Genomic DNA, 12,297 nt, shown 5'->3' with positions numbered 1-12,297 from the left:
TGCAGGCGTCATCCTGCCGCCAAGGGCGCCAGTGCCATGTAATACTGTCGATATCGCCCATATTCCCTTTCATAGTGTTCGGCCAGATCGTTACGTGGATCGATAACTTCCTGAATTTTGGGTGGTGTCATGATGTCCCCAAGGTTTGCGTTGTTGGCCGCGCAGATAGCGAGGCGCGCTGCGCCCATCGCCGCTCCGAAATCACTGCCTTTTGGCAAGCCCAACGGCACTTGCAAAACGGTCGCCATTGTTTCCAACCAGAACCTGGATCGTGCGCCTCCTCCAACAGCCATCAAGTTGGTCGGTACGGTTCCTGTGCTTTTTAAGGCTTCAAGACAGTCACGCATCGCGAAGGCAACGCCTTCCATCACAGATTGTGTCAGTTCAGCGGGGCCCGACGCGACATCTATGCCTAAGAAAGCTGCTCGGATACGGCTATTGTTATGCGGCGTTCGCTCGCCTGAAAGGTACGGTAGGAACGCAATCGAGGAGGGTCCGGTTATACTGTCGGGTACCATCGACGCCAGTTTTTCCACAGATTGACTTAGATTGCGAGACAACCAATTCATACTGTTTGTTGCCGAGAGTATGACCCCCATTTGTATCCACATTTCGGGAACAGCGTGGCAAAAGCAATGTACTGCAGTTTCAGGTGCCGGAGCATATGCTTCCCGAGCAACAAGAAGAACTCCAGACGTTCCCAAAGATACAAAACCCGCGCCGTCCCGAATGCTCCCGATGCCACACGCGGCGGCCGCATTGTCACCTGCGCCACCTGCCACAACGACAGGATTGGAAAGCCCCCACGCCCGCCGCAGCTCAGTTTTCAACTCACCAGCCGGTTCGTTCCCTTCGACAAGACGCGGCATCTGCGAGGCATGCATGTGACCCAAACCCAAAGCCGTTTCCGACCACTGACGATTGTCTACGTCCAACCATGATGTGCCGGCACTGTCTGACATGTCCGATATGTACTCACCCGTCAGCCAAAACCGCAGATAGTCTTTAGGCAATAGAACCTTGGCTGTTTTTGAGAACACCTCGGGCTCGTGTGATCGCACCCATTCCAGTTTCGGGGCCGTGAAGCCAGGAAAAACGATGTTTCCTGATATGGTGCGCATCTGTGGAATCTGGTCGAGTGTACTTGCCTCGTCCGCCGAGCGTGTATCATTCCATAGAATGCAGGGCCTAAGAACCCTTCCACTGGTATCCAATAAAGTGGCACCATGCATGTGTCCGCTCAGACCAATGCCGCGAAGTTTTGCGAATGCCGGTTCGTTGTCCGCACGGAGATTCGCGACGACTTCTAAGCAAGCGCTAATCCAATCTGACGGATTCTGCTCGGACCAGCCGGGTTTTGGCGTCGATGTAGAAATGCCAGCTTCTGCGTCGCTGACGACGAGACCGGATTCATCGATCAGAATGCCTCTGAGTCCCGACGTTCCCAAATCCAATCCAAGATACATTCGGCGCCATCCTTTGAGTTTTATTTTAGTTGATAAAATTAATCATGGAAGACGCAGTGTCAAGGCGACTGTCGCGCTACTCCAACTTTACCCAAGCCGCATTTCTTGCAGAACTTTGCACGCAAGCTGCAACGAACCTGACACCATTCAATCCATCCTGAACAGTGGGATAGATCACCGATGGATCAGCTGAATTGCCACTTCGAAACGCTGTTATGGCGTCCGCAGCTTCACTATAGACATTTGCAAAACCTTCCAGATACCCTTCCGGATGGCCCGGAGGCACCCTGCTCAGACGGTTGGCGGCGTCCCCGGCTCCGGCCCCATTGCGGGTGATCAGTCGTTTCGGCTCACCATAGGGCGTAAACCAAAGATAGTTTGGATCTTCCTGCGCCCACTCGATCCCACCTTTTTCACCATAGACACGCAATCGCAGTGCGTTTTCGTTGCCGGGGGCAACTTGGGACGACCACAGCATCCCGCGCGCGCCACCGTCGAACCGCAGCAGGACATGTGCGTTATCGTCGACCCTGCGCCCCGGCACAAAGGCCTGCAAGTCAGCCGCAAGGCTTTCCGCCTTCAAGCCTGTCACAAAGCAGGCGATATTGTAGGCGTGGGTTCCGATGTCACCCGTCGATCCCCCTGCTCCGGAACGCTCAGGATCGGTTCGCCATTCGGCTTGCTTAAAGTCTTGCTGCTCGGTCAACCAGTCCTGCGGATATTCAACCTGAACCACGCGGATATTGCCAATCTCTCCGTTGGCGACCATCTCACGCGCCTGCCTGACCATTGGATAACCGGTGTAGTTATGGGTTAGAATGAACAGCGCGCCTGAACTCTTCGCCGCCTTCACGAGCTTCTTGGCATCCGCAAGGGTCGAAGTGAGGGGCTTGTCGCAAATCACGTGAATACCGCGCTTCAAGAACTCTCGCGCTGCGGCGTAATGAACGTGATTAGGCGTGACGATCGAGACTGCTTCGATCCCCGATTTCAAACGCGCTTCTCTGATCGCCATCTGCTTAAAGTCGTCATAGACCCGTTCGAGCCCCAACGCTTCTCCGCTTTCTCGAGATTTTTCTGGCGTTGAAGACAAGGCACCTGCGACCAACTCGAACTTGTCATCCAAGCGCGCCGCAATTCGATGCACACCTCCTATGAAAGCATCAGTGCCGCCACCAACCATGCCAAGGCGAATGCGGCCTGATTTTACTTCACTGCGTCCAGTTACCATCAGTCTATCCCCAGCATTTTTCGATTGGCCGCCATATCGCTGCCGCCATCCGCAAAGTCGTCGAATGCTTTCTCTGTGACACGGATAATGTGGTCAGAAACGAATTGCGCACCTTCGCGCGCTCCGTCTTCTGGGTGTTTCAAGCAGCACTCCCACTCGACCACGGCCCAGCCGTCAAAATCGTTTGCAGCCATCTTCGAAAAAACGGCCCCAAAGTCGACCTGACCATCACCAAGCGAGCGGAAACGCCCTGCCCGGTTAACCCAGCTTTGATAACCAGAATAGACGCCCTGCCGACCGGTCGGGTTGAACTCGGCGTCTTTGACATGGAACATCCGGATTCGGTCTTTGTAGATGTCGATATTATCAAGGTAGTCGAGACACTGCAGAACGTAATGCGACGGGTCGTACAGCATACAAGCCCGAGTATGATTGCCCGCCCGTTCGAGGAACATCTCATAGGTCACGCCATCATGCAGATCCTCGCCTGGATGGATTTCATAACAAACATCGACTCCACAATCTTCTGCGTGATCCAGGATCGGGACCCAACGGCTGGCAAGCTCATCAAATGCTGTTTCGATAAGGCCAGCAGGACGTTGCGGCCAAGGGTAAACATAAGGCCATGCGAGCGCGCCAGAGAATGTCGCGTGCGCAGATATCCCTAAATTTTTGGAAGCTGACAGCGCCTTCTTAACCTGATCAACGGCCCACTCCTGCCGGGCTTTTGCGTTTCCCCTGACGCTTTCGGCAGCAAAGCCGTCGAATGCTGCGTCGTATGCGGGATGCACGGCAACAAGTTGGCCCTGAAGATGCGTGGACAACTCCGTCACTTCCACGCCGTTCTCTTTGGCCTTGCCCTTGAATTCATCGCAGTAATCCGTGCTTGAGGCAGCGGTTTCAAGATCAAACAACCGGCCGTCCCAACTGGGCACCTGAACGCCTCTGTACCCACAATCCGCCGCCCATTTGGTAATGGTGTCCCACGAGTTGAAAGGCGCTTCATCTCCGGCGAACTGTGCCAGAAACAACGCCGGGCCTTTGATCGTTTCCATAATGTCTCCTCCCCAAAAACCGATGCCTCTATGGCGGTAAATTTTCCTTCAGATAGATATCGATGCGAATACGTTCTTGTGCCTTGTTGAACGGAACCTTGTCTGATGTTGCGCGCAACAGACGGACCGCGGATCGGACCAAGTGACCTGAATCCTGCGAGATTAACGCATCAAATGTTCCACGGCTCAGTGCGTCACGGCTGAGCGGCGTGAGTTCATGGGCTATGATCACCAGATCTTTGCTGATTTTGCTGTCGGACAGAAACTGGATCAAACCGGCGTTGCCAGCAGCGGAAGAATAGATACCGACAAGATCTGGATAGGTCTCAAAAATCTCGGGCATCATCTTGTAAATCAGTTCAGGGTCATCGCGACCTTCGACCGACGCCACAACTTCGAGATGCGGAAAATCTTCGGCAATCACCAGATCAAAACCCTGCCGTCGTTCCAAATGATCCCGTGCCAAGCGCGAGCCTGTCAAGACCAACAACTTTCCCTTGCGATGCACAAAGCGCCCCATCAACTGTGCCGCAGTCCGACCAGCCGATACGTTGTCAACTCCGACGAAGTGGTCGCGCTCCGAGCTGGGGAGGTCGGACACCAACGCGACGACTGGAACGCCTTTGTCCCGGACCCGTTTCACTGCATCACGTACCGACGGTGTTTCCGGACCGAAGACAGCGACGCCATCGACTTCCCGAATGTCCAAGGCGTCTAGGATTTCGACAATTTCCTGGGGATCAAATGGAGCGACACGTTGGATTTTCATACGAGTCCGCTCGATGAACTGATCGCGCGACTGGTCTACGATTTGCTTGCTGAGCGCTTCGACAAACTCGTTGTCGCTATCGGGCAGCACAAACAAGAAGTTATAGACACGCTTTCTCGCAAGGTTGGCTGCAGCGGTGTCGCGGACATAGCCAAGCTCATTAATTGCCTGTTGAACCTTTTGTACAGTCACTGCACGAACGCCCGGCCGTCTGTTCAGAACACGATCAACGGTTGCCAGACTGACACCCGCAACACGCGCAATGTCATTCACAGTTGGTTTGTTCACCAATTCTAGTTTGTGTTTTTGCTCTTTCACGTGTCGTTCAGCCTTTAATCTCCCGCGCCAACCCCTCGAACAGCAAGGCGACGGCTTCAGCGCCAGGGTCGTTGTTTCCCATCAGGTTTTCCTCGGGAACATAAGCGGCCCGACCGGCCTTGGCACGGTGAATATTTGCAGTGCTGTCCGCGCCTTCGCGCGCTGCATGTGCAGCTTGGACCAATCCCAAAGGCAGAGCGTCCAAAGCGGGTGCCAACGCGTCGATCATTGTCCTGTCGCCGACCTTCGCGCCCCCAACCTGGCTGACGCGGTTCAAACCTTCCGCCAAAGACTTCGGGATCGATGCGCCACTGGCGCAGGCGTCTCCTGCTGCATTGAAAAAGATGGCAAGAATGACCCCTGAAGAACCACCCATTGTTTGGCTGAGTTCGTTGCCCAAAGCCGGAAAAAGTTGCGTCAGATCCGCAAGTGGCATTCGGTCGAGACTACCCTGCAGAGCCCTGGCCGCAGTTGCCAATGTGCTGCCGGTATCTCCATCGCCGGACTTGGCATCTAACTCATTCAGGTCCTTCTCAGCATTTATCATCAATTCGGACAATCGCGTGATCGTTTCCTTCGTCGCGGGATTGTTGGATGGAATAGGATCAATCGGTGTCAAGCCATCAGGCAAAGGCGCGACTTGAATTGGATCAATAGAATTGACGCCTGGCCATGCCACGAGAGCGACCGGAGCTTCAAGCGCCGACAGTTCGCCTTCGCTCACGGGCAAGACAGAAACAGAGAATCCGTGCATGTCCAGAGATGTCATCATTGGCGAAGGACCGATAATGTGACGCGCCATCCCTGTTTCGGATAACGCGTGCGTCAACACGGACATTTCCAGCGGGGTTGTAGACCCGAGGTTGTTAACCAACGCAACACATTCCCCCGAGCTAATCCGTTGTTTTAACTTTCCTACGACGGTGGACATAGCCGTGACCGCGTTGGCAAAATCCACCTGCTCAACACCCGGTTCGCCATGGATTCCCAAGCCCAACTCGGCTTTGCCCGGTGCAATCCTGTCCTCTTTCGGAGATCCCGGAACGGTGCAGGTATCGAGGCTCATCCCGATACTGACCACTTTACCGATGACGCTTTTTGCAGCCTTGGTCACTGTGTCCAGGTCAGCGCCATCTTCCGCAAGCGCGCCTGCAATTTTGTGTACGAACAAGGTCCCGGCCACACCACGCGGCTGCGGCAGATCCGGCAAGGCGATGTCATCATCGACTACCACCATCTCAACCTTGCGCCCCAAGGCGCGGGCGCGTTCCGCCGCAAGCCCAAAGTTCAACCGATCACCAGTGTAATTTTTCACAATTAGCAAACACCCCGCCTCACCGGTCACGGCCAGAATGCCCGCAAGAACCGCCTCAACCGAAGGCGATGCAAACACCTCTCCACACACAGCCGCAGTCAGCATGCCAGCCCCGACAAACCCAGCATGAGCAGGTTCGTGACCAGACCCGCCACCAGACACCAATGCCACCTTGGATTTGTCCCAATCCGAACGGTAAACCACCTTGATATGCGGGTAGCCGTCCAATCGGGTCAATGCGCCGCCAGAAGCGGCCAAAAGACCGTCAATCGCCTCTGTTACAAGGGTTTCTTTTGTGTTGAGGAACTGGGCCATGCTTTTGCTCCTTAATTCACGCGCGCGCCGGACGCGTCAAAATACAACGGGTTGTGTGGGCGGATTTTTATAAGTTTTCCAGATGGATAATCCTGATGTACATCAATCAAGGTCACAACCGGGTGACCGTTCAGGTCCAGGTGTAGCCGCGTTTGATCCCCCAGATGCTCTGCGCGTATTACCCGCGCTTCGCTGCCTTCTCCTTCGATGATGTTTTCCGGGCGAAGACCTATTTGCGGACCTTTGTGATTGCCTCCGAACAGCTCGGAAGGCAGAATGTTGATCCGCGGCAGTCCCAACCGGCTGGCGACATAAACGCTACCGGGGTTTTCATAGATGTCCCGGGGTGTTCCGTACTGAACCAGCCTGCCGTTTTCCAAAACGCCGATATGCGTCGCCATTGTCATGGCTTCGACTTGATCATGGGTCACGTATAGCAAGGTCGATCCCAGATCCGCCTGAATTCTTTTTAATTCGACCCGCAAATCCGCCCGAAGCTTGGCGTCCAAAGAGCTGAGGGGTTCATCCATCAGAAATATCTGGGGGTCTCGCACCAGCGCTCGTCCAATTGAAACGCGCTGCATTTCACCGCCAGACAGTTCAGTCGCTTTGTTGTTCAACTTGTGCGGAATCTGGAGGATGTCCGCAACTTCGTTAACCTTCCTCTTGATCTCATCCTCTGGCGTCTTCAGGATCGGCGACCTCAGAGGAAAAGACAGGTTCTCCCGCACTGTCATATGCGGGTACAGTGAGTATTGCTGGAAAACCATAGCCACATCGCGCTGGGCTGGCGTTTCTATTCCAACATCCCGTCCAGCAATGCGAACGGTTCCAGAATCCAGTTTCTCAAGTCCGGATATCAATCTCAGCGTCGTTGTCTTTCCCGCGCCCGTTGGACCCAATAGCACCACAAAGGCGCCGTTGGGGATCGTCATTGAGATATCATCCACCGCCTTTAGATTGCCGAATGACTTCGAGATATTCTCTAAAACGACTTCAGCCATTACTTGGTACCTCGTCGTTCAGAGCGGACCTCAACGCGCGTCCGGTGGCCTTTTCAAACAGTGTTACTGAGGGTGAGCGGAACTCTAACCCCACCGTCTCGCCGGGATTTACGACTTCGCGCGCATCAATCCGGGCTTTCAGCTCTCCGTTCGGGCTTTGCAGCGTCACGATCTGGGTGGTTCCCAAATATTCTGTCGCCAGAACCTTGGCTCTGTAGGCGCTCGCATCCGATAGAAAAACATGCTCAGGGCGAACCCCAAAAACTAAGTCACCTTCCGCCCCCTCCATCAGTTTGGGCACGGCTTCGTCATGGCCATTTAGTCGAACCATTTCCGAGTCAGGCGCGACCTTTCCTTGAAACGGCAGGAAGTTCATGGAAGGGGACCCGATAAAATCTGCAACGAACATTGTGGCTGGTTTGTCGTAGATTTCCTGAGGTGTGCCGAATTGCTCAATCACAGCGTTGTTCATCACTACGATCTTGTCGCCCATTTGCATGGCTTCCAACTGGTCGTGTGTCACGTAAACAGTGGTTGCGCCCATACGGTCATGAAGCGCGCGTAACTCTTCGGCCATGTGTTCTCGAAACTCGGCATCTAAGGCACCCAACGGTTCGTCCATCATGAATGCCTTGGGTTCGCGAACGATCGCGCGGCCCAGCGCCACGCGCTGCCGGTCGCCACCTGACAGTCCACCTACCGGGCTATCGAGGATGTCGTTGATCCCCAGAATTCCCGCGACTTCTTCTACTTTGGCTTTTACAGCAGCACGCGGCATGCCCTGCGATATCAGGGGGTAGCTGATATTTTTGCGCACGTTCATGTGGGGATACAGCGCAAACATCTGGAACACGAATGCAATGTCTCGCTCTGATGGGGGTCGCTGGCTGATTTCTTCGCCGTCGAGATAGATCTCACCCGATGTTGGAAGCTCCAAGCCTGCGATCATCCTCAGCGTCGTTGTTTTGCCGCAGCCCGATGGACCAAGCAGCATGAAGAATTCACCATCTTCAATCGTGAACGAGCTTTCCCGCACAGCGGTGAAATCACCGAACATCTTCTTTACGTTTTTGACAACGATCTGGGCCATTTCTACTCCGGAAAATGGCTGACGATGATGAACATGACAGTTCCGATCAGCGTAACGATGAAGGAATAAGTGAACGCCCAAAGGACGAACGGTTGCATCAGCATAAATACGCCGACCGCGATGAGGATGGTCGCGACCATCTCCCATGGGCCTCGGCGAAAACGCATTAATCCTGATAGAAACTCGCTCATTTGCGCACCGCTCCGAATGTGATCCCGCGCAGCAGGTGTTTGCGCATCAGGATGGTAAAAATCATGACCGGAATCAGGAAGATCGTGGCACCAGCCGCAACTGCAGGCCAATCCAGCCCACCGATCCCGATGATGGTTGGAATAAAGGGCGGCGCGGTCTGCGCATTCGCGGATGTCAGCAACACGGCAAACGCATACTCGTTCCATGCAAATATAAGGCAGAAGATCGCTGTCGAAGCGATACCCGTCGCAGCCTGCGGCAGTACAACTTTGTAAAACGCCTGAAACCGGGTGTAGCCGTCTATTAGTGCCGCTTCCTCGTACTCTCGCGGGATTTCGTCGATGAACCCTTTCAGCAGCCAAACAGCCAACGAGATGTTCACACCCGTATAGAGAAGGATCATCCCCAAATGCGTGTCGCTTAGACCGAGGTTTCTGAACATCAGGAAGATTGGGATCGCAACGGCAACCGGGGGCATCATTCTCGTACTGAGGATGAAGAACAGAAGGTCATCCTTGAGCGGCACCTTGAAACGGCTGAATGCATAAGCAGCCAAGGTGCCAAGGAAGATGCTTAGGAACGTCGATCCAAACCCGATGATCACCGAATTCATAAAACGCTCGCCAAACTTGGATGGCCCGACAATAACCATGTCATATTGCCGGACGATCTCATCGGCCCAGTTCTGTGGCGGGTTGGCTTCCAGGAACTCCTGCGTCTGCCGTGTGCGAGTGGTGAAGAGATTGACATAGCCTTCAAGTGTTGGGTCAAAGACAACCTTGGGCGGATAGCTGATCGCGTCGGCTGGAGACTTGAAGCCAGTTAGCAAAATCCAAACCAGCGGGATCATCGTGATCAGCGCATAGGTGATAACCAGAAACCCGGCGATCCACTTTGAACGGTTCGAAGGTTCGGTGACGGAAAAACTGCTCATCTCTGTTTCACCTTGTTCAGGGCTTTGACGTAGATCGACGCAAGGCCGAACACGGTGACGAAAAGGATGATCGCATAGGCCGAGGCATAACCCGTGCGCCATTTCTCAAAGGCTTCGCGCTTCAAATTGATGGAGGTCAGCTCCGTAACAGACCCTGGCCCGCCGCCCGTCAGTTGCACCACCAGATCGAACATCTTGAAGTTCTCGATCCCTCTAAACAGCACCGCCAACATGAGGAATGGCAGGACCATCGGGATGGTAATCGTAAAGAACTGGCGCAGCTTGCTGGCCCTGTCGATCTCAGCTGCCTCGTAGATGTAATCGGGAATACTGCGCAGCCCGGCCAGACAGATGAGCATCACGAAGGGGGTCCACATCCAGGTGTCGACAATCACGATGGACCAGGGCGCCAGCGTTACGGACCCGAGCATCTCAAAGCTCGACGGGTCTTTGCCGGTAAACCACGATACGATGTAGTTAAACAGGCCGATCTGAGGCTGATAGAGAAACTTCCAGAAGTTTCCGACAACGGCCGGGGACAGCATCATCGGCAGCACGATGATCGTGGTCCAAAGATCATTGCCCTTGAATTTCTTGTTGATCAACCACGCCAGAGTAAATCCGATCAGGACTTGAAAAAAAATCGTCCAGAACAGGAAATGTGCGGTGGCCTGCATGTTCAGCCATGTGTCCGAGTCTGTCAGGATGCGCTCGTAATTCCTGAACCCGACATCTTTGACCTCGCGCCCGATCCGGTTGGCCTTGTAGTTGGTAAAGCTCAGTTGGATGGTCCAGATCAAAGGGAAGATATTGATCGCCAGCAGTAGAAATATCGTTGGGGAGATGAATATCCAGGCGATCGCGCGGTCGGATAACCCCCGAATTTTTCGCGCAACTCGCTCGGGCGTTGCCTGCGCAACGCGATCTACGGTCCTGTCAGACATCTCTTTGCCAGTTCTTGTTGGTTTAGGACTCACGGGTGAAGGTAGAGCGGGTTTGCACCCGCTCCTGCCTGTGTCCGGACTAAAGCTTGCCTTCGTCTTCGAAGACTTCCGTCCAATCTTCGATCAGAAGATCAAGCGCTTCTTGAGCTGTGCCTTGGTCGGCAACCACGTAGTCGTGGATGCGCTTCTGCATTGCCAGCAGCAGTTCCGCGTAGGCAGGCTCTTGCCAGAAATCCTGCACCCCGGCCATTGCTTCCAGGAAGTCACCGGCGAACGGTTGGCTGTCTACGAAACCAGGATCTTCCAGCACTGAATTATGTGCTGAGTAGCCGCCTAGTTCCCACCATTTGGCCTGAACTTCTGGCTGCGCGAACCACTTAATGTACTCAAGCGCGGCGTCCTGTTTGTCAGAGTAGCTGACAACAGAGATACCTTGTCCGCCCAGTGTCGAGCCTGCCTGATTTTGTGGTGGGTTCACGAAGAAGTCGATCTTGTCACCACCGGTATTGGGATCGGCATAGAGACCTGGGAAGAACGCGAACCAGTTCATAGCCATGGCGACCTGACCGGACTTAAAGGCGTCCAAGCTCTCTCCCATGTAGGAGTTTGTGTATCCTGGGGGTGTCGCTGTTTTGTAGAATTCTTTGTAAAACTCTAGCGCTTCGACTGCTTCGGGCGAGTTTACGGCACCCTCCATATCGTAGGATCCTGGTGTGTTTTCATATTTGAAGCCCCACGGATAGAGTGCTCCGGTCACACCCATGGTGATCCCTTCGGAACCACGCTCAGTAAAGATCGCCGCACCGTAAACCGTCTTTCCATCGATCTCACGACCCTGGAAAAACTGCGCAATTTGCAGCAATTCTTTCTGAGACTGAGGTTCACGCAAATCTTGCCCTGTTGCTTCCTTGTACGCAGCTTGGATGTCCGGATTCTCGAACCAGTCCTTGCGATAGAACCAGCCGTTTGCATCCCCCATTGCGGGCAATGCGTAGTAGTTCGGAGTACCTTTAGGCCATGTCGAATAGGCGTAAACCGTTGCCGGCGCGAAATCGTCCATGCTGATGCTCTCGGCATCGAAGAAATCATTCAGTTTTACATAATGACCGTTTTCAGCGCCCCCGCCGATCCACTGACTATCTCCGATCAACAGGTCGCAGAGCTTCCCGCCGGAGTTCAGCTCGTTCAGCATCCGGTCGGCAAAGTTTGGCCAGGGAACAAATTCGAAGTTCATCGTGTGGCCGGATTCTGCTTCGAATTCTTTTGATAGCTCAACAAGCGCGTTGGCCGGGTCCCATGCAGCCCAACAGAGCGTCAGGTCTTCAGCATTTGCCTTGGTAGAAAGAGTAGTAGCGGCAAGGACTATTGCGCTGGCCGAAGCCAGTTTTGTGTAAGTCATCCATTCCTCCCTTTTTTGCGCCGTCATTCGAGGATGTGCGAATCGCGGCATGTCTATAAGGCTATTTGAGGTACGCACCTCAAGTCCAGAAAATTTTGAGGTTCGTACCTCAAAATCACCGCCGACACATCGATATCTCCCAGTAATAATATGCTTTTACTATATATTTCTTCTTCTCGATCACTCAGGTTCATCAAGCGCAAAGGAAGAAGGAATTCGAAATCAAACGCGCTGATTCTTCAAATCAAGGCACCGACGGTATTGC

Annotated in this window: 11 protein-coding genes; all 11 read right to left on the bottom strand. The window is 53.9% G+C overall.

The window, feature by feature from the left end:
- Positions 1–8: 8 nt before the first annotated feature.
- A complete protein-coding gene (xylB, locus tag ACR0MJ_RS02480) occupies positions 9–1,466 on the bottom strand; it encodes a xylulokinase (RefSeq protein WP_480758961.1) in 1,458 nt (485 codons plus the stop codon).
- A gap of 76 nt (positions 1,467–1,542) precedes the next feature.
- On the bottom strand, positions 1,543–2,697 hold the full coding sequence (locus ACR0MJ_RS02475) for a Gfo/Idh/MocA family protein (protein ID WP_480758957.1): 1,155 nt from the start codon (positions 2,695–2,697) through the stop codon (positions 1,543–1,545).
- Positions 2,697–3,752 carry a sugar phosphate isomerase/epimerase family protein gene (locus ACR0MJ_RS02470; RefSeq protein WP_170734717.1) on the bottom strand — a complete coding sequence of 352 codons (1,056 nt, stop codon included), beginning with the start codon at positions 3,750–3,752 and terminating at the stop codon, positions 2,697–2,699. Before ACR0MJ_RS02470 ends, ACR0MJ_RS02475 begins: the two co-directional genes overlap by 1 nt.
- Positions 3,753–3,780: 28 nt before the next feature.
- Complete coding sequence (locus ACR0MJ_RS02465; protein WP_480758950.1) at positions 3,781–4,839, bottom strand: LacI family DNA-binding transcriptional regulator; 1,059 nt, start codon at positions 4,837–4,839, stop codon at positions 3,781–3,783.
- Positions 4,840–4,846: 7 nt separating this feature from the next.
- On the bottom strand, positions 4,847–6,469 hold the full coding sequence (locus tag ACR0MJ_RS02460) for a dihydroxyacetone kinase subunit DhaK (RefSeq protein WP_170403460.1): 1,623 nt from the start codon (positions 6,467–6,469) through the stop codon (positions 4,847–4,849).
- An 11-nt stretch (positions 6,470–6,480) separates the two neighbouring features.
- The gene (locus ACR0MJ_RS02455; RefSeq protein ID WP_170403462.1) at positions 6,481–7,473 is read right to left on the bottom strand and encodes an ABC transporter ATP-binding protein; all 993 of its coding nucleotides are present in this window, start codon (positions 7,471–7,473) and stop codon (positions 6,481–6,483) included.
- On the bottom strand, positions 7,466–8,563 hold the full coding sequence (locus ACR0MJ_RS02450; protein ID WP_480758944.1) for an ABC transporter ATP-binding protein: 1,098 nt from the start codon (positions 8,561–8,563) through the stop codon (positions 7,466–7,468). The genes ACR0MJ_RS02455 and ACR0MJ_RS02450 overlap by 8 nt, the downstream gene beginning before the upstream one ends.
- Before the next feature lie 2 nt (positions 8,564–8,565).
- On the bottom strand, positions 8,566–8,754 hold the full coding sequence (locus ACR0MJ_RS02445) for a hypothetical protein (protein WP_170399676.1): 189 nt from the start codon (positions 8,752–8,754) through the stop codon (positions 8,566–8,568).
- Positions 8,751–9,689, bottom strand: coding sequence for a carbohydrate ABC transporter permease (locus tag ACR0MJ_RS02440; protein WP_010442361.1), 939 nt, complete (start codon positions 9,687–9,689; stop codon positions 8,751–8,753). Before ACR0MJ_RS02440 ends, ACR0MJ_RS02445 begins: the two co-directional genes overlap by 4 nt.
- The gene (locus ACR0MJ_RS02435; protein ID WP_170403466.1) at positions 9,686–10,633 is read right to left on the bottom strand and encodes a carbohydrate ABC transporter permease; all 948 of its coding nucleotides are present in this window, start codon (positions 10,631–10,633) and stop codon (positions 9,686–9,688) included. The genes ACR0MJ_RS02440 and ACR0MJ_RS02435 overlap by 4 nt, the downstream gene beginning before the upstream one ends.
- A 79-nt stretch (positions 10,634–10,712) precedes the next feature.
- Complete coding sequence (locus ACR0MJ_RS02430; RefSeq protein WP_170399683.1) at positions 10,713–12,032, bottom strand: extracellular solute-binding protein; 1,320 nt, start codon at positions 12,030–12,032, stop codon at positions 10,713–10,715.
- Between the last annotated feature and the right edge of the window lie 265 nt (positions 12,033–12,297).

This window comes from Ruegeria sp. C6 (genome assembly GCF_056537625.1).
Note: the sequence above shows the minus strand (reverse complement) of the source record. Positions and strands in the feature narration are given on the sequence as shown.